This is a genomic window from Acinetobacter venetianus RAG-1 = CIP 110063 (assembly GCF_000368585.1).
Taxonomy (GTDB): domain Bacteria; phylum Pseudomonadota; class Gammaproteobacteria; order Pseudomonadales; family Moraxellaceae; genus Acinetobacter; species Acinetobacter venetianus.
Genome location: NZ_KB849558.1, coordinates 1,920,555 through 1,939,924, shown reverse-complemented (window position 1 = coordinate 1,939,924; position 19,370 = coordinate 1,920,555). Strand labels below are relative to the sequence as shown.

Annotated in this window: 14 protein-coding genes, 2 tRNA genes and 3 rRNA genes; 16 read left to right on the top strand and 3 right to left on the bottom strand. The window is 40.7% G+C overall.

Features of this window, described 5'->3' with window-relative positions; translation table 11 throughout:
• Positions 1-175 precede the first annotated feature (175 nt).
• The 12 genes from F959_RS14620 (at position 176) to hisG (ending at position 11,348) form a co-directional block, all read left to right on the top strand.
• Positions 176-1,712 (top strand): 16S ribosomal RNA (locus tag F959_RS14620).
• Between the two features lie 59 nt (positions 1,713-1,771).
• A tRNA-Ile gene (locus F959_RS14615) sits at positions 1,772-1,848 on the top strand.
• A 71-nt stretch (positions 1,849-1,919) separates the two neighbouring features.
• Positions 1,920-1,995 (top strand) — tRNA-Ala (locus F959_RS14610).
• Between the two features lie 329 nt (positions 1,996-2,324).
• Positions 2,325-5,216: ribosomal RNA gene (locus F959_RS14605) — 23S ribosomal RNA — on the top strand.
• 157 nt (positions 5,217-5,373) lie between these two features.
• Positions 5,374-5,488 (top strand): 5S ribosomal RNA (rrf, locus tag F959_RS14600).
• Together the 16S, 23S and 5S rRNA genes with 2 tRNA genes alongside form the textbook arrangement of a ribosomal RNA operon.
• A gap of 116 nt (positions 5,489-5,604) precedes the next feature.
• Positions 5,605-6,534, top strand: coding sequence for an IS5 family transposase (locus F959_RS14595; RefSeq protein ID WP_080631685.1), 930 nt, complete (start codon positions 5,605-5,607; stop codon positions 6,532-6,534).
• Between the two features lie 143 nt (positions 6,535-6,677).
• A complete protein-coding gene (locus F959_RS16780; RefSeq protein WP_004881454.1) occupies positions 6,678-6,824 on the top strand; it encodes a hypothetical protein in 147 nt (48 codons plus the stop codon).
• 231 nt (positions 6,825-7,055) lie between these two features.
• Positions 7,056-8,504 (top strand): RNA polymerase factor sigma-54, encoded by a 1,449-nt coding sequence (locus F959_RS14590; protein WP_004881453.1) that lies wholly within the window; start codon positions 7,056-7,058, stop codon positions 8,502-8,504.
• Between the two features lie 167 nt (positions 8,505-8,671).
• On the top strand, positions 8,672-9,013 hold the full coding sequence (gene hpf, locus F959_RS14585) for a ribosome hibernation-promoting factor, HPF/YfiA family (RefSeq protein ID WP_004881451.1): 342 nt from the start codon (positions 8,672-8,674) through the stop codon (positions 9,011-9,013).
• A 137-nt stretch (positions 9,014-9,150) separates the two neighbouring features.
• Positions 9,151-9,402, top strand: a complete 252-nt coding sequence (ibaG, locus tag F959_RS14580; protein WP_004881449.1) for a BolA family iron metabolism protein IbaG — start codon at positions 9,151-9,153, stop codon at positions 9,400-9,402.
• 6 nt (positions 9,403-9,408) lie between these two features.
• A complete protein-coding gene (gene murA, locus F959_RS14575) occupies positions 9,409-10,668 on the top strand; it encodes a UDP-N-acetylglucosamine 1-carboxyvinyltransferase (protein ID WP_004881448.1) in 1,260 nt (419 codons plus the stop codon).
• Positions 10,665-11,348, top strand: a complete 684-nt coding sequence (gene hisG / locus F959_RS14570; RefSeq protein WP_004881446.1) for an ATP phosphoribosyltransferase — start codon at positions 10,665-10,667, stop codon at positions 11,346-11,348. The genes murA and hisG overlap by 4 nt, the downstream gene beginning before the upstream one ends.
• Before the next feature lie 42 nt (positions 11,349-11,390).
• Here hisG and F959_RS14565 read toward each other — a convergent pair whose 3' ends face one another.
• Together F959_RS14565 and F959_RS14560 are read right to left on the bottom strand one after the other, a co-directional pair.
• Positions 11,391-12,260, bottom strand: coding sequence for a sigma-70 family RNA polymerase sigma factor (locus F959_RS14565; RefSeq protein WP_004881444.1), 870 nt, complete (start codon positions 12,258-12,260; stop codon positions 11,391-11,393).
• A 6-nt stretch (positions 12,261-12,266) separates the two neighbouring features.
• Positions 12,267-12,698, bottom strand: coding sequence for a carboxymuconolactone decarboxylase family protein (locus F959_RS14560; protein ID WP_004881441.1), 432 nt, complete (start codon positions 12,696-12,698; stop codon positions 12,267-12,269).
• A 269-nt stretch (positions 12,699-12,967) separates the two neighbouring features.
• Between F959_RS14560 and hisD the strand changes: the two genes are divergently transcribed.
• Complete coding sequence (hisD, locus tag F959_RS14555; protein ID WP_004881439.1) at positions 12,968-14,257, top strand: histidinol dehydrogenase; 1,290 nt, start codon at positions 12,968-12,970, stop codon at positions 14,255-14,257.
• A 63-nt stretch (positions 14,258-14,320) separates the two neighbouring features.
• A complete protein-coding gene (hisC, locus tag F959_RS14550) occupies positions 14,321-15,406 on the top strand; it encodes a histidinol-phosphate transaminase (protein WP_004881437.1) in 1,086 nt (361 codons plus the stop codon).
• An 8-nt stretch (positions 15,407-15,414) separates the two neighbouring features.
• Here the strand turns inward: hisC and F959_RS14545 are convergent, their stop codons facing one another.
• Positions 15,415-16,764, bottom strand: coding sequence for an anthranilate synthase component I family protein (locus tag F959_RS14545; protein WP_004881434.1), 1,350 nt, complete (start codon positions 16,762-16,764; stop codon positions 15,415-15,417).
• 504 nt (positions 16,765-17,268) lie between these two features.
• Between F959_RS14545 and filA the strand changes: the two genes are divergently transcribed.
• Entirely contained in the window at positions 17,269-18,237 is a 969-nt protein-coding gene (gene filA, locus F959_RS14540; protein WP_004881431.1) for a putative pilus system protein FilA, read from the top strand.
• Between the two features lie 272 nt (positions 18,238-18,509).
• Positions 18,510-19,343: a putative pilus system C39 family peptidase FilB gene (gene filB / locus F959_RS14535; RefSeq protein WP_004881430.1), complete on the top strand. Its 834-nt coding sequence runs from the start codon at positions 18,510-18,512 to the stop codon at positions 19,341-19,343.
• The last annotated feature ends 27 nt before the right edge of the window (positions 19,344-19,370 follow it).

The following is a 19,370-nucleotide window of genomic DNA, read 5'->3' as shown; positions in this document are numbered from 1 at the left end:
AGATCATTAAGAGAATAGAAGAACAACTTGTGTGGATTTTTACTAGTTGATCAATCGATATATATTATCATTGATAATTGGTAGAAATTTCTCGAAGTTTATTTGAGCAAATTTTTTGTCAGTAATTGATGAGCCAGAATTAGCACCTTGTCTTAACTAAGGTGCAAAATGATTTTAACTGAAGAGTTTGATCATGGCTCAGATTGAACGCTGGCGGCAGGCTTAACACATGCAAGTCGAGCGGGGAAAGGTAGCTTGCTACTGGACCTAGCGGCGGACGGGTGAGTAATGCTTAGGAATCTGCCTATTAGTGGGGGACAACATTCCGAAAGGAATGCTAATACCGCATACGTCCTACGGGAGAAAGCAGGGGACCTTCGGGCCTTGCGCTAATAGATGAGCCTAAGTCGGATTAGCTAGTTGGTGGGGTAAAGGCCTACCAAGGCGACGATCTGTAGCGGGTCTGAGAGGATGATCCGCCACACTGGGACTGAGACACGGCCCAGACTCCTACGGGAGGCAGCAGTGGGGAATATTGGACAATGGGGGGAACCCTGATCCAGCCATGCCGCGTGTGTGAAGAAGGCCTTATGGTTGTAAAGCACTTTAAGCGAGGAGGAGGCTACTAGTATTAATACTACTGGATAGTGGACGTTACTCGCAGAATAAGCACCGGCTAACTCTGTGCCAGCAGCCGCGGTAATACAGAGGGTGCGAGCGTTAATCGGATTTACTGGGCGTAAAGCGTGCGTAGGCGGCCATTTAAGTCAAATGTGAAATCCCCGAGCTTAACTTGGGAATTGCATTCGATACTGGATGGCTAGAGTATGGGAGAGGATGGTAGAATTCCAGGTGTAGCGGTGAAATGCGTAGAGATCTGGAGGAATACCGATGGCGAAGGCAGCCATCTGGCCTAATACTGACGCTGAGGTACGAAAGCATGGGGAGCAAACAGGATTAGATACCCTGGTAGTCCATGCCGTAAACGATGTCTACTAGCCGTTGGGGCCTTTGAGGCTTTAGTGGCGCAGCTAACGCGATAAGTAGACCGCCTGGGGAGTACGGTCGCAAGACTAAAACTCAAATGAATTGACGGGGGCCCGCACAAGCGGTGGAGCATGTGGTTTAATTCGATGCAACGCGAAGAACCTTACCTGGCCTTGACATACTAGAAACTTTCCAGAGATGGATTGGTGCCTTCGGGAATCTAGATACAGGTGCTGCATGGCTGTCGTCAGCTCGTGTCGTGAGATGTTGGGTTAAGTCCCGCAACGAGCGCAACCCTTTTCCTTACTTGCCAGCATTTCGGATGGGAACTTTAAGGATACTGCCAGTGACAAACTGGAGGAAGGCGGGGACGACGTCAAGTCATCATGGCCCTTACGGCCAGGGCTACACACGTGCTACAATGGTCGGTACAAAGGGTTGCTACCTAGCGATAGGATGCTAATCTCAAAAAGCCGATCGTAGTCCGGATTGGAGTCTGCAACTCGACTCCATGAAGTCGGAATCGCTAGTAATCGCGGATCAGAATGCCGCGGTGAATACGTTCCCGGGCCTTGTACACACCGCCCGTCACACCATGGGAGTTTGTTGCACCAGAAGTAGGTAGTCTAACCGCAAGGAGGACGCTTACCACGGTGTGGCCGATGACTGGGGTGAAGTCGTAACAAGGTAGCCGTAGGGGAACCTGCGGCTGGATCACCTCCTTAACGAAAGATTGGTGACTGGTAAGAATCCACAACAAGTTGTTCTTCGAAGATGTATCTGAGGGTCTGTAGCTCAGTTGGTTAGAGCACACGCTTGATAAGCGTGGGGTCACAAGTTCAAGTCTTGTCAGACCCACCACTACTGACGAAGTGATAAATAATCACAAGCTGCTAGATGAGAAGATATGTCGTTCATTATGATTGTAAGCTGGGGACTTAGCTTAGTTGGTAGAGCGCCTGCTTTGCACGCAGGAGGTCAGGAGTTCGACTCTCCTAGTCTCCACCACGTACTTTACGGAGTACGGGCTAAAGATTACAGAACTTAGTAAGTTGAAAGCTTATTAACTTCTGTGATTTATCACAGTTTACTACGCACCGACGAGGTGGTAGTTAATCATTAACAGATTAGTAGAATTGAGTCTGAAATAAATTGTTCACTCAATTCATTCGAAAGAATGAAATTGAGAACTAGCAAAAACACTGAATCAAGCGTTTTGGTATATGAATTTAGATTGAAGCTGTATGGTGATTAAGTTCACAGACAACGAATAGTAGCAATTAAGTTTGCAACGGTAACACTCACTTGTATGTGTTAACGACTGTTTGGGGTTGTATAGTCAAGTAATTAAGTGCATGTGGTGGATGCCTTGGCAGTCAGAGGCGATGAAAGACGTGATAGCCTGCGAAAAGCTCCGGGGAGGCGGCAAATATCCTTTGATCCGGAGATTTCTGAATGGGGGAACCCACCCGCTATAAGGCGGGTATCAATAACTGAATACATAGGTTATTGAAGCGAACGAGGGGAAGTGAAACATCTCAGTACCCTTAGGAAAAGAAATCAATTGAGATTCCCTTAGTAGCGGCGAGCGAACGGGGAGCAGCCCATTAAGTTGTGTGTGTTCTAGTGGAACGCTCTGGGAAGTGCGAACGTAGAGGGTGATATTCCCGTACACGAAAGGGCACACACAATGATGACGAGTAGGGCGAGGCACGTGAAACCTTGTCTGAATATGGGGGGACCATCCTCCAAGGCTAAATACTCCTGACTGACCGATAGTGAACCAGTACCGTGAGGGAAAGGCGAAAAGAACCCCTGTGAGGGGAGTGAAATAGATCCTGAAACCGCATGCATACAAGCAGTGGGAGCACCTTCGTGGTGTGACTGCGTACCTTTTGTATAATGGGTCAGCGACTTACATTCAGTAGCAAGGTTAACCGTATAGGGGAGCCGTAGAGAAATCGAGTCTTAATAGGGCGTTTAGTTGCTGGGTGTAGACCCGAAACCAGGCGATCTATCCATGAGCAGGTTGAAGGTTGGGTAACACTAACTGGAGGACCGAACCCACTGTCGTTGAAAAGCCAGGGGATGACTTGTGGATAGGGGTGAAAGGCTAATCAAGCCTGGTGATAGCTGGTTCTCCCCGAAAGCTATTTAGGTAGCGCCTCGGACGAATACCATTGGGGGTAGAGCACTGTTTCGGCTAGGGGGTCATCCCGACTTACCAAACCGATGCAAACTCCGAATACCAATGAGTACTATCCGGGAGACAGACTGCGGGTGCTAACGTCCGTAGTCAAGAGGAAAACAATCCAGACCGCCAGCTAAGGCCCCAAAATCATAGTTAAGTGGGAAACGATGTGGGAAGGCATAGACAGCTAGGAGGTTGGCTTAGAAGCAGCCACCCTTTAAAGAAAGCGTAATAGCTCACTAGTCGAGTCGGCCTGCGCGGAAGATGTAACGGGGCTAAAACTATGTGCCGAAGCTGCGGATGTATACTTAGTATACGTGGTAGGGGAGCGTTCTGTAAGCCGATGAAGGTGTATTGAGAAGTATGCTGGAGGTATCAGAAGTGCGAATGCTGACGTGAGTAACGACAAAACGGGTGAAAAACCCGTTCGCTGAAAGACCAAGGGTTCCAGTCCAACGTTAATCGGGGCTGGGTGAGTCGACCCCTAAGGCGAGGCCGAGAGGCGTAGTCGATGGGAAATTGGTTAATATTCCAATACTTCTGTGTAATGCGATGAGAGGACGGAGAAGGTTAAGTCAGCCTGGCGTTGGTTGTCCAGGTGGAAGACAGTAGGCATGCATCTTAGGCAAATCCGGGGTGCTCTATGCTGAGAGTCGATAGCAAGCTGTACTTGTACAGTGAAGTGGCTGATACCATGCTTCCAGGAAAAGTCTCTAAGCTTCAGTTACACAGGAATCGTACCCGAAACCGACACAGGTGGTCAGGTCGAGTAGACCAAAGCGCTTGAGAGAACTCTGCTGAAGGAACTAGGCAAAATGGTACCGTAACTTCGGGAGAAGGTACGCTGCTGACGGTGATGGGACTTGCTCCCTGAGCGGTTGGCAGCCGCAGAAACCAGGCCGCTGCAACTGTTTATTAAAAACATAGCACTCTGCAAACACGAAAGTGGACGTATAGGGTGTGATGCCTGCCCGGTGCTGGAAGGTTAATTGATGGGGTTAGCGTAAGCGAAGCTCTTGATCGAAGCCCCAGTAAACGGCGGCCGTAACTATAACGGTCCTAAGGTAGCGAAATTCCTTGTCGGGTAAGTTCCGACCTGCACGAATGGCATAATGATGGCGGCGCTGTCTCCAGCAGAGGCTCAGTGAAATCGAAATCGCTGTGAAGATGCAGTGTACCCGCGGCTAGACGGAAAGACCCCGTGAACCTTTACTGCAGCTTGACATTGAACTTTGACCTTACTTGTGTAGGATAGGTGGGAGGCTTTGAAGTTGGAACGCTAGTTCCAATGGAGCCGTCCTTGAAATACCACCCTGGTAATGTTGAGGTTCTAACTCTGCCCCGTAATCCGGGGCGAGGACCATGTCTGGTGGGTAGTTTGACTGGGGCGGTCTCCTCCTAAAGAGTAACGGAGGAGTACGAAGGTGCGCTCAGCGTGGTCGGAAATCACGCGTAGAGTATAAAGGCAAAAGCGCGCTTAACTGCGAGACCCACAAGTCGAGCAGGTACGAAAGTAGGTCTTAGTGATCCGGTGGTTCTGTATGGAAGGGCCATCGCTCAACGGATAAAAGGTACTCTGGGGATAACAGGCTGATACCGCCCAAGAGTTCATATCGACGGCGGTGTTTGGCACCTCGATGTCGGCTCATCTCATCCTGGGGCTGAAGCAGGTCCCAAGGGTATGGCTGTTCGCCATTTAAAGAGGTACGCGAGCTGGGTTTAGAACGTCGTGAGACAGTTCGGTCCCTATCTACCGTGGGCGCTGGAAATTTGAGAGGATCTGCTCCTAGTACGAGAGGACCAGAGTGGACGAACCTCTGGTGTACCGGTTGTGACGCCAGTCGCATCGCCGGGTAGCTATGTTCGGAAGGGATAACCGCTGAAAGCATCTAAGCGGGAAGCCTACCTCAAGATAAGATTTCCCTAGGAATTTATTCCTCTAAAGAGCCGTTCGAGACTAGGACGTTGATAGGTTGGGTGTGGAAGTACGGTGACGTATGAAGCTGACCAATACTAATTGCTCGTGAGGCTTGACTATACAACACCCAAACAGTTGTTGTATTCAAGATAAATTCAATACATAACTTGATTTAGTGAAGAAACTAGTTACAATACAGACCAATTTAACTAATCCGTTAATAACTCTTTCGGTACTAAGTGGCAAAACGTAAGACCACCGAAAGCCAAAACAGTTTGCTGGCGACAATAGCAAGAGTGAACCACCTGATCCCTTCCCGAACTCAGAAGTGAAACCTCTTAGCGCTGATGGTAGTGTGGCACTTGCCATGTGAGAGTAAGTCATCGCCAGCTTTTAAATTTAAACACCCCCTCCGCTAATGCAGAGGGGGTGTTTTTTATTGTGCATAATGGCTTTGTTGCATAAACCTAGCCACGAAGATTTATTCAGCCATATAATTTCAAAATGAATAAACCTGCCCCCTAGAACCTATCGCACAACCAATTGGCCTTCCTATAATCGAGCCCTCATTAACCGAGGTAATATTTCCATTTGGTTTGATCCAAAGACTCAGTGGTATGCACAACCACAAGGCAAGCAAGGTCGAAATCAAACTTACTCAGACACAGCTATTCAATGCTGTTTAATGATCAAATCTCTATTTAGACTCTCTTTACGCATGGTTACAGGTTTTGTTCAGAGCCTGATTAAACTTTGCGGATTAGATTGGACAGCACCAGATTATTCGACCATATGCAGAAGACAAAAGCATATTGATATTGTGATTAGCTATCAAAAAAGCAGCGATGAACTACATCTGCTCGTGGACTCTACTGGTTTAAAGTTTCTAGGTGAAGGTGAATGGAAACGCAAGAAACATGGATCTGAATATCGTCGCCAATGGCATAAGCTTCATATTGCTATAGATGCTGAAACCCTTCAAATACGTGCAGTACAACTCACCACAAATAATGTCAGCGATTCACAGGTACTTAGTGATTTACTTGATCAGATTCCATTGGATGAGCAAATAGACTCTGTTTATACCGATGGAGCTTATGACACAAAAAGATGCCGTCAAGTCATTGCAGATCGACAAGCGCATGCAGTGATTCCTCCTAGAAAAAATGCAAGACCTTGGAAAGATACAAAATCACATTCTCAGGAGCGAAATGAATTACTTCGAACAGTTAAACGTTTAGGCAGAACACTATGGAAAAAATGGTCAGGCTATCATCGGCGAAGTTTGGTGGAAACCAAGATGCATTGCATCAAATTATTAGGGGATAAACTCAGCGCTAAAAATTTTAACAATCAAGTCAACGAGATTCATGCACGTGTGGCAGTCTTAAATAAATTTACAGAATTAGGTCAATCTCATACCCAAGTTGCCAATTAAATTTGGATCACTTAGGGGCAGCTGTGCATTTCAAGCCTTTGTGCAACAAAGCCGTGCATAATTAAAATACGAGTCAATATTGAAAGAGTCGTGCTATTTTTATTCTAATTAGATGCTAAATAAGAAATGCTATTAGGACTGATATGATTCTCTATGAACTTTTATCTAAGGTTTGGTCTGCTTGTGGACGTTATGCGCATTCTTCTGGTTCAATGAGTACGACTTGTTCTGGCTTTTTAGCAGGGGATTTAAATGAAGTTGTGCGAACAACGATGGGGCAGAAGGTATAGGATGAAATGATTTAATGCCTAAAGCAGCAAAATCCAAAATAATTCTATGTTGTTTGTATGTTTATTCAATAAGAGAGAAACATTATTCATTACAATAAATATTCGTATCTTTGTCAGTTTTTTGAACAGATTAGTCAGTGGAAAATAGCTTTGCTTATAGGCGGAAACATTGCTTTATGTTATAAATATTTTAATAGGCATGTTTTTTGCTTAATATAAAAGGGGAATACCATGAAATTATCTGTTGGGTTGAAAGTTGCGAACAATCTCTCGTTAACTCCTCAATTGCAACAGGCTATTCGTCTTTTACAATTATCGAGTCTAGAATTAGAACAAGAAATACAAATTCAATTAGATAGTAATCCATTACTTGAGAAAGTTGAAGAAAATAGTTCTACAGAAAGTTTATCTACACTTGAGTCGCAAGAAACAGGCGATTTAACAACTGAGCTTAATGCGGATCATTTACCTAATGATTTACCTGTAGATACAGAGTGGGATGATATTTATACCCATCAATCAACAGCCTTAGCGACCCCGGAATATGAAGAGCGAGAAGATAATCGTCAAGTCCATTTAGGTTTAAAAGAACATATTTTAGAGCAGGTTAATCTGTTACATTTTTCTTTAATTGATAAATTAATTGCCTACTGCATTGTTGATTCTTTAGATGATAAAGGGTTTCTAGATGCAGAGTTGGACGATATTTTATTAGCCGTCAATCGGTTATTACAAGAAATGGAAAATGATGAAGAGGTTGAAGAAGATGAAGTTATCGTTGTTTTAAAACATATTCAACATTTAGATCCAATTGGTGTGGGTTCTCGAAATTTGGCTGAGTGTTTGAAAATTCAGTTAGAAGGCTTACATGACAAAGTTCCTTATATTTCAGAAGCAAAGAGTTTACTAAAATATTATGAATTATTGATCTCTAATGATTTAAATAAATTATTAAAGCAAACAGGTTTATCTAAAGAACAGCTAAAAAGTGCTGTTGATTTATTAAAAACATTAAAGCCTTATCCTGGTTTAGAGTTTGATCAACAAGAATCTGAATATCAGGTTCCAGATGTTGTTGTGGCAAAAAAAGATCAACATTGGCAAGTGCAACTCAATCCAGATGTGATGCCAAAACTACGCATTAATTCATTTTATTCAAATATGATTCGCCGAGCAGATCAAAGTGATGATAATGTTTATTTGCGAAATCAAATGCTTGAAGCTAAAAATTTTATAAAAAGTATTGATGAAAGACATAAAACACTTTTAAAAGTTGCAACTTGTATAGTCGAGCACCAACGTGCTTTTCTTGAGCAAGGTGCAGAGGCAATGAAGCCATTGGTTTTACGTGATGTAGCTGAAGAGGTCGAATTACATGAATCGACTGTATCGCGTGTGACGACTAATAAATATATGCTGACGCCACGTGGTTTATTTGAATTGAAATACTTTTTTTCAAGTCATGTTGGAACGACAACAGGAGGCGAAGCTTCATCAACTGCGATTCGCGCAATGATCAAAAAGCTAGTTTCCAATGAGAATCCTCGCAAGCCTTTGTCTGATAATACAATTGCTGAGATGTTGAAAAATGAAGGTATTGAAGTTGCTCGAAGGACTGTAGCGAAATATCGTGAATCGTTACATATTCCATCATCTTCTGAAAGAAAAGTCTTGATCTAAAATTCAAGGTGTGACTATTCTAGGTGTTCATTATTACGAAATAATGAATCTTTAATAATCACTAGAGGAATCGCTGCAATGGTTTAATGGATGTTAGATAATTGATATGCATTAAATTTACTTGAGCGATTTTCTTGATTCCTGAGAAAAAGGTGAGGGATAGAATTATGCAAATAACGATTCGTGGACACCATTTAACAATTACGCCAGCAATTGAAAAAAATATAAAAGAAAAATTTAGTCAGATGACTAAGCATCTAGATCAAGTGAATAGTATGCAAATCAAATTGGCTAAAGATCATCAAATTGATAAACGTTCGCATAAAGGCAGTGCAAACCATATTGCTGAAGCAATTATACGTTTACCGGGGATTGAGCTATTTGCTCAAGCAACTGCTGATGATATGTATACTTCGATTAAAAAGTTAACAGAAAAATTAAAAAGACAACTTGCAAAACATAGAAAAATGCAGTGTTCATATCAACATGAACTAGCACTTTTGAGTTAATTTTTTGTATTTATAAAAGAGGCTTTTTATGAGCCTCTTTTTTTATTGATAAAAAAAGAAACTGCGTACTGAATTATGTGAAAAAGTTATAGTAAAATAACTCGTTTTACACCAATGGTTGTATAAGAGGTCTTGAAATGAATAGTGAGCAGCTCACGCAAATTTTAAAAGAAGCCTTCCCTGAAGCAGAAGTAGCAGTGAGTGGACAAGCTGGAAAATTTGACCTTCGCATTGTTGATGATCAGTTTGAAGGTAAAAGAACGGTAACACGTCAGCAAGCGGTTTATGCACCTCTAAATTCTTATATCGCGAGTGGTGAAGTTCACGCAGTAACAATTCGTGCAATGACAAAAGACGAATGGCGCAAAGCAAGCCTTTTCGGAGCTTAAATATTAATGGATAAATTTTTAATTACGGGCGGTGTTAAGCTCGAAGGTGAAGTACGCATTTCTGGTGCTAAAAATGCCGCTTTGCCTTTACTTGCTGCAATGATTCTTGCTGACTCTCCGATTACGTTAACTAATGTACCAAATTTAAAAGATGTAAATACGCTTGTTAAATTAATTGCTGGTTTAGGCGTGACGATGAGCTATGAAGGGGAAACCGTTCGTGCTGATACATCAACATTAGATAATCAATTTGCGCCTTATGAGCTTGTTAAAACCATGCGAGCTTCAATTTTAGTGCTCGGTCCATTGTTAGCACGTTATGGTAATGCAAAAGTTTCATTACCTGGCGGTTGTGCAATTGGCTCTCGCCCTGTTGATCAGCATTTAAAAGCTTTAGAAGCCTTAGGTGCGCAGATTGAAGTAGAAAATGGTTATGTCCATGCTTCAGTTGATGGTCGCTTAAAAGGCGGTGAAGTTGTATTCGATATGGTCACTGTTGGCGGTACTGAAAATATCTTGATGGCTGCTGCACTCGCTGATGGTGTGACCACGATTCGTAATGCAGCTCGTGAACCTGAGATTACCGATCTTGCTCAAATGCTCATCAAGATGGGTGCAAAAATTGAAGGGCTTGATACAGATACTTTAGTGGTGACCGGTGTTGAAAGCTTACATGGCTGTGAATATGCTGTGGTTGCTGACCGTATTGAAACGGGTTCATATTTAGCTGCTGCTGCTATTACGGGTGGCCGAGTGAAAACCACGCATACTGATCCAGCTTTATTAGAAGCAGTTTTGGATAAGTTTGAAGAAATGGGTGCTGAAGTCACTCGTGGTGATAACTGGATTGAGCTTGATATGCAAGGTAAGCGTCCAAAAGCAGTGAGCTTTAGAACGTTGCCGCATCCAGAGTTTCCAACTGATATGCAAGCACAGATCATGGCCGTGAATGCAATTGGCCGTGGATTTGCAACAATTTCAGAAACAATTTTTGAAAATCGTTTTATGCATGTCCCTGAACTTTCACGTATGGGTGCGAATATTCAAGTTGAAGGCCATGATGCAGTTATAACTGGTGTTGATAAGCTCCAAGCAGCACCAGTTATGGCAACAGATTTACGTGCTTCATTCTCATTGGTGCTAGCTGCGCTAGTTGCAGAAGGTGAAACACTGGTTGACCGTATCTACCATATTGATCGTGGTTACGAACATGTTGAAGATAAATTACAAAGTTTAGGCGCTCAAATTAAGCGAGTAAAAGGATGAATGACTTAAGAAACGATGATCCAAATTTTGATGTAATGGGTAATTTTGATCATGGTTTAACTTTAGCACTCAGTAAAGGTCGTATTTTAAAAGAAACATTGCCGTTACTTGAAAATGCAGGCATCAATTTACTTGAAGATCCAGATAAGTCACGTAAATTGATTTTCCCAACGACACACAAAAAAGTGCGCATTTTAATTTTGCGTGCTTCTGATGTGCCTACTTATGTTGAAAATGGTGCGGCGGATTTTGGTGTGGCGGGTAAAGATGTATTGATGGAACATGGTGCGCAACATGTTTATGAGTTACTTGATCTAAAGATTGCCAATTGTAAGTTGATGACTGCTGGTAAAGTGGGAATGGAGCGACCAAAAGGTCGTTTAAAAATCGCGACCAAATATGTCAATTTAACTCGTCAATATTATGCAAGCTTAGGTGAGCAAGTTGATGTCATCAAACTATATGGATCAATGGAATTAGCGCCATTGGTTGGTTTGGGGGATTATATTGTCGATGTTGTTGATACGGGAAATACCTTACGTGCCAATGGTTTAGAACCATTAGAAGAAATTTGCAAAGTGTCTTCACGCTTAATTGTGAATAAGGCGAGTTTTAAACGTAAACAAGCGATCTTGAATCCAATTTTGACTCAGCTTGAAGAGGCGATCAAAAATCGCTAATCGTATTTTTAAATTAAAAAGGGTCAACTAAGGTTGGCCTTTTTATTTAAGTTTTTCTGGATTTCGTAATACGTAGATATCAGATATTTGCGATTGATTAAAACTAAAAGTGATTGCAGTTACATAGGTCTGGTTGTGGTCGTACAGTTTGAAACCAAGATTGCCATTCAAGAGACATATTTTCCAAGATAACTCATTCCACGCAATAAAGAGCAAACGTTCAAAGAAGCGTAATACATTAGATTGACCTATAAATGGGTGACGAATTGCAGAGACCTTGCCGCCACCATCTGCTGCAAACAGGATATCCTCACTCAATAACTCTTTGAGTCGTCCAATATTCTGAGAATGAACAGCATGTTTAAAAGCATCAAGCAGAACAAGTTGTCGTGAGGTAGGAAGCGTTGAAAGTATTTTGGGTTCTGCTTTAATATGTTTCCGCCCACGAGTCACTAATTGTCGACAATAGCTTTGTGTCTCCTGTAGAAACTCTGAAATTTCGATGTAATCAAAATTGAAAATATCATGCAGTAAATAGGCTGCTCGTTCTTTGGCGGAAAGTTTTTCTAATACTAAAAGAAAAGCGGTAGAAAGCGTGTAATCGGATTCAATGGATAAATCTTCTGACTGATCATATGGATCGGGTAGCCAAGTTCCAATATATTCAGTTCGAGATTTATGATGCGAACGTAGAAGATCAATACAGTGGCGAGTGCATACAGCCGTTAGCCAAGCTTGTGGATTGATAATATCTTGTTTAGGTTGTTGCTGCCATTTGATAAAAATTTCTTGTAAAACATCTTCAGTTTCATGTACTGACCCTAAAAGTCGATAGGCAAGGCCAAACAAAAATGTTCGGCTTACCTGAAATAGCTTTAAATCTTCATTACTGAAATTTGTTGTCGTATTCATTTGATTTTAGTGTTGAGCGATACCAATACGATTCCATAAATTAATCATACCAATGAGTAAAGTTAAAGCAGATATTTGCGCTTCACTGAAATATTGGAGTAACTCAACACGAAGAGGTTCATAGTCTGTTTGAACTTGTAGTGTTGTTAAAGCCTCTACCCAAGCGAAAGCAGCTTTTTCTTGTACACTGAAATCTGAGCAGTGTTGCCAAACAATTAATCGATCCAATCTTGTTTGTGTTTCACCATCTGCGAGTGCTTCTGCAATGTGCATTTTGACGCAAAATGCGCATTGATTGATTTGGGAGGCTCTGAGTAAGACAAGATGATACAGTGAACGCTCAATGAGTGTTGATTGCTCAATATATTGATGAACTTGTTGTAGATAGTGAATTGCATCTGGTAGATGTTTTTGCGGGTGGATATTATGACTCGTCATTTTTATTTCCTAATTACAGCGGATTTGCTAATAAACTGACGATTCAGGAATATAAACTGTGACAGTTAAAAATACATTTAATTATAAATAATTGTATTCGTTATAAAAATTTTTAGTTTCTTTATGGTATTTATTATTTTTCATTGAAAATTAATCATTCATCGAGCTTATCTTTCTACACGATTGATTTTTTAGGCGGAGATTGCACCCACAAGCCTAATGAAAAAGAGTAAACTTAGCGCTCTATTATTCGCCTTGTGGGTAAATTGATGCGACGTTTATCGACTCAGGATCAGAACTTTAAACAGGCTTTTGCTGAACTTTTAGCATTTGAAACTGTGAATGATCCTCAATTAGTACAAACCGTAGATCAAATTATTGCTGATGTTCGTCAGCATGGTGATGATCATGTACTTAAATTAACACAGCAGTTCGATCGACATCCAGCGCATCAATTCTCTGATTTAGAGTTAACTCAAATACAACTCAAATCTGCATTTGATGGCTTAAGTACTGAAATACGCGAAGCACTTGAACTTGCTGCGAAACGTATCCGTTCATTCCATGAGGCACAAAAACAAGAAGGCTGGACTTATGTCGATGAGTTAGGCAATACGCTAGGCCAAAAGGTTACACCGCTTGATCGCGTTGGGATTTATGTGCCAGGTGGATTAGCCTCATATCCATCATCAGTTTTGATGAATGCTTTACCAGCACATGTGGCTGGCGTGCCAGAAATTATTATGGTCGTACCAGCACCAAATGGTGAATTGAATCCACTTGTATTGGCAGCTGCCTATTTAGCTGGTGTGAGTCGTGTGTTTACTATTGGTGGTGCACAAGCGGTTGCAGCATTAGCCTATGGAACTCAAACAGTTCCAGCTGTAGATAAAATTACAGGACCTGGCAATCGTTTTGTCGCAGCTGCAAAGCGCGCGGTATTCGGTCAGGTCGGTATTGATATGATTGCAGGCCCTTCAGAAATTTTGGTTTATGCTGAAGGGGAAAATAATGCTGAATGGTTGGCAATGGACGTATTGTCTCAAGCTGAGCATGACACTGTGGCGCAGGCTATTTTTATTACACCTGATGAAGTGCTCTTAAATGCAGTTGAAGCGGCTATCGAAAAGCATTTAAGTGAATTACCAAAAGCTGAAATTGCGAAAACATCGATTCAAAATCGTGGTGCATTAGTACTGGTAAAGGATCGTGCAGAAGCGATCGATCTCATTAATCAAGTTGCGCCTGAGCATTTAGAACTGTGCCTAGACGATGCTGAGTTGATGAGCCAAGAAATACGTCATGCAGGTGCAATCTTTATGGGGCGTTATACCCCTGAAGCAATTGGCGATTATTGTGCTGGTCCAAACCATGTGTTACCGACTTCAGGTACAGCACGGTTTTCATCGCCACTCGGTGTTTATGATTTCCAAAAACGCTCAAGTTTGATTATGTGCTCACAGGAAGGTGTTAAAACTTTAGCGAAGACCGCCGATGTTCTTGCAGTGCAAGAAAATTTGGATGCCCATGCTCGCTCAGCACGTTACCGTTATCAATAACCGATTCGAGAAATAGATAGGGGCTGATAAGCCCCTTTTTTGAGACACAAAGAGAGTAGAAAAATGACGTTTACAACAGAGCAAATGCGTTTTTGGAGTCCAGAAGTTCGTGAGTTAGAGCCTTATGTGCCGGGCGAGCAACCTAAAATTCAGAATTTACTCAAACTCAATACCAACGAAAATCCATATCCACCATCACCAAAAGTTGTGGAAGCCGTTCAGGCTGTTTTGGCTAATCAAGCTGATGCCTTACGTTTATACCCTGATCCTGATGCGACTGCTTTAAAACAAGCAATTGCTAATCAGCAACACGTCGATATTGCTCAAGTTTTTGTAGGTAACGGCTCAGACGAGGTTTTAGCTCATATTTTCAAAGCATTCTTTATTCAAAAACAACCTATCCTATATCCAGATATTACCTACAGCTTTTATCCTGTTTATAGCCAGTTTTTTGGAATTGAAACTAAACAAATTCCATTAAATGATAAATTTGAAATCAATGTTGCAGATTATCAGCAAGAAAATGGCGGCATTATTATTACGAACCCAAATGCACCGACCAGTATAGCTTTGGGGTTAGCTGAGATCGAGCAAGTGTTACAAGCGAATCCAGATCAAGTGGTTGTGATTGATGAGGCTTATGTTGATTTTGGAGCGGAATCAGCTGTTCAGCTTGTTCATCGATATGACAATTTAGTGGTATGTCAAACAACTTCAAAATCACGCTCACTGGCTGGCTTACGTGTCGGTTTTGCGATTGCACAGCCACATTTAATTGCAGCACTTGAAGCTGTGAAAAATAGTTTTAACTCTTATCCAATTGATCGTTTTGCGATAGCAGCAGCGGTTGCATCATTTGAAGATCAAGCTTATTTTGTGCAGCAATGTCAAAAAGTGATCGAAAGTCGTGAACTTCTTGTGAATGATTTGACTGCGCTTGGCTTTAATATCTTGCCATCCAAAGCCAATTTTATATTTGCGACGCATCCTCAGCATGATGCAGGGCAGCTTGCTCAACAGTTGCGTGAGCAGGGAATTATTGTTCGTTATTTCAATAAGCCGAGAATTAATCAATTCCTACGTATCACAATTGGTACAGATGAACAAAATCAGCGTTTAGTCGAGACACTTAAAACGCAAACTTTATAAGTCGCACTTTAGTTTTTAGGCTTCTGCTGTGTATTGATTAAATCAAGCATGGCAGAAATCTTATCAAAGCATTCTTGATATTCTGCTTCAGCATCAGATGCAATGGTAATTCCTCCACCAGCCCACATTGAAAGTTGATCTTGATATTTCTGAATACTACGAATCAAGATGTTCCAACAACCTGTTCCATCAAAATTGAAATAACCAAGACTTCCACAGTAAGCACCGCGTGGCGCTCCTTCAAGTTCTTCAATGATTTGCATCGCTCGAATTTTTGGTGCACCTGTAATTGAACCACCAGGAAGTGCCGATAAAAGCATTTCCATAGGATGAATGTCTGGTTTTAATGTTGCTGTAATTTCGCTTACCATGTGATGAACTTGGTTGAAGCTCTCAATTTCAAATAATTTAGTGGTTTGAACAGAACCAGTTTCGGCGTACAGACTCAAATCATTTCTGAGTAAATCAACAATCATGACATTTTCAGCTTGATCTTTCTGTGACTGACTTAGTTTCTCTTTAGAAAGTTGATCCGCTGCTGGATCGTCAAAACGCGGCATAGTTCCTTTAATTGGACGGGTTTTTACCTGTCTGTCATGTTGAAATTCTATGAATAATTCTGGAGAACAGCTTAGTAGTTCAAATTCATCAACTTTCAAATAACCTGAGTAGGGGGCATGTGTTAGCTTCCAAAGTTTTTCAGCTTGACTCAATAAAGAACCACTCGCTTGAGCGATAAATTCTTGCGTAAGGTTAATCTGGTAACAATCTCCAGCCTTAATGTACTCTTGGACTTGATTGAAAGCATTTAAATATTGATCTTTAGACCAACGTGGATGGCATTTCTCACTTAACGAGAGTACGTCAATATTGGTCTCTTGATGAATCAAATGAGATATATCTTGGTAAATTTCTTCTGCATTTTCATCATGACTATAAAAATACCAAGCGTGCTCGTGGAATTTTAAAAAAGTTGAATATTGACCTAAAAAAAAGCTCGGTTGAGGATGGGATTTAATATTTACAGACAAATTTGCACTATAGTCATAACCAAAAAAACCAATATATCCACCTTGAAATCCTTGATTGGTATGATTTCTGAGAACGAGGTTATTATCAAAAGTGGAAAATTCTAAAATTGATGTTGGGTTTATTTCTTGTGAATAGTGATTAAAATTTTCACGATAAAATTCTTGAATATTGGAGCTTTTACCAACTAAAAATCTATTTGGTAAAAATGCAATAATAGGATGGTTGTTATCATGCAAATAAACTAAACCAGTCAATTCTTTAAGTCGAGTGATAAGGTCGAATGCTGAAATATGCTGAGTTTCAAGTTTTTGCTGAAAATGAGACATAAATTGAAAGAGGGAGAACTATTCATAGAAGTACAAATTGTACTACAGCTTCGAAAAATCTAGTTATGTTTAACATAAGTCGATCTCACAAATAAGAGATTTGTAGCCCTTAAAAAAGATGGTTTGAACACTTATTAGCAGAAAAAATAAATTAAGTGTTTTTGTTAACAATTAAGACTAAGTCGCACTGTTCAGATAAATGGAAAGTAAAGAGAAAAATAAACATATTTTTGAAAATTTGGTCGGGAAAATATCAAATAAGTTCAATTAGTTGTTTTTTAACTATAGATGCAAATAGTACGTTTAATTTTTATGCCGTTTGTCGGGTTGTCTATAAAAAGGAGTTAACAGGAGTTGAACATAAAATAACAAACAGGTAATTTAGTACTTGCTAAGCGAACTACTCAAGGATTGGAAGTTCAAGTTGTCATTTAAGAATAAAACAACAGTGGACAGTTTAGAGTAGTGTAAGTCAAAAAATAAATGCTCTTGGGAGAGTGCTCAATGAAAATGTTTACTAAACTAGCTTTAGTTTCTTCAATGGCGATTAGCGCAAATGCAATGGCTATGCAGGCAATGGATGATGCTGCACTCAGCGCTGCAACAGGTCAAGATGGGATCAATATCGGTATCGGTGTTTCTCGTTTAGATATTGAAAAAGTTTTAATTCATGATAATGATGGTTTGTCTAGTACTGGTACTGCTGTTGGTGGTACAGATACAGCAGGTGCGATCGTTATTCAAGCAAATGGTACTGGTGCTACAGCAACTAAGGGTATTGTGATTGGTGCTAACACCGCAGCTCTTTTACCTAGCCATAACTTAATGGATCTTGCGATCGATACTGATGCTGGTGCAGGCGGTGGTAACACAGCATTTCTTAACATTGCAGCACAAGTATCTGGTTTAGATATCGCAATTGGCGAAATTGGTGTTTCTGCTTCTAATGCTACAGGTACTGGTCCTGGTATTCGTCGTGGTAATGATGCTTCTAACTATAACGCAATTTTATCTGGTTTAACGCTTAAAACAGGCGTAACTAGTGCAAATATTCAGTTGGGTGCAGCTCCTCAAGGTGCTATGATTGTTTTAAATACAACAATGACTGGTGGTTTGGAGATTACAGATCTAGGTATTCTTGATAGTTCAACTATCGGTCAGACTACTTTAAGTGGCGCTACTAGTACTTTAGCTGGTGAAATTCACTTAGACAGTATCAAAGTTGCTGATGCTTCAGGTGCGAATTTAACTGTTAATGCGCAAGTTGGTGTTGTTGGTGAAAGTGTAGCTGGTGCAAATGATGGTTACCTTAAAATCACTGCTGGTGGAACTCCAACAGATGTTTACATCTCTGGTGTACGTTTAGGTAGCTCAACTGCAGCGTCAATTGGTGATGTTGAAGTTCAAGGTATGCAAGCTTACCATGGTTTAACTCCTACAGCTGGTGCAGTAATTACTATTTCTGGTCACTAAGTTGTTGTTAAAAAAAAGCGCACATTGTGCGCTTTTTTTATTTTTCAAAAGATTATTAATACACTATCTTTTGAAAAATATGTAATGGATGTCACTTATTTATTATATAAATTTACCTAAAACATAGTTTTGCTACATTTCGTCAAAAAAAACTAAAAAAATGCTGTTTTTTTTTATAAAAGAATGTATCTTCAACAAACAGGGAAGAGGTGTCTAGAGCACTGAGAATAAAATGAATAAGGCAAGTATGCCGCTGTTAAGAAAAGAGACTTATGTTAGAGATAGCTTTAGGCTCTGCATTGATGTATTACTTTACAACGCAGGCCTTCGAAATAGAAAAAAAGCCTGAGGGAACTGTGTATTACACAGAGACCTTGGACTCAAGAAATCCTTCGTTTACACGAAATCATCGTGAAGCCGTTGTAATTAAGCCAGCAGTTGAAGACCAATTCCGAGGTATCGTACGTCAAGCCTATGATTATAGTTGTGGCTCGGCAGCTTTAACGACTCTTTTAAATGGTTACGGTGGATTAAAGCTTACAGAACAACAAACTATGACAGGTTTGCTTCAATACGGTGAATATCAGCGTATCATCGAACGTCGTAGCTTTTCTTTACTCGATATGAAAAGATTTGTCAGCGCGTTGGGGTTAAATAGTGGTGGCTATCGTGGAGAGTTTTCTGATTTAACGGCATTAAAACAGCCTGCGATAGTGCCAATTACTTATGCAGGCTTTAAGCATTTTGTAGTATATAAAGCGTATAAAGATGGTAGGGTATATGTTGCAGATCCATCTCTTGGGAATATCAGTTTTGATGAGTCTCGATTTAAAGAGATATGGGATAATAATACTTTATTCATTATAGATATACCTGAGCAATATCGTAAGAACTTCTTAGCATTACAAGATGCAGATATGCGGCATGTTGATGATGCAACAATTAATAGATATGCATTAGCGGAAATTCAATTTCCAACCCAAAGATTTGAAAAAATTGCTGATAAGGCCTCAACAATGCGTAGAGTATTGGACGCTGATCCTAATTCAGAAAACTACAACAAGCCGATTACGACTTTTATGCGGATGTATTACAAGCGTAAATAAACAACAGATTTTAGTAAATAAAATGAA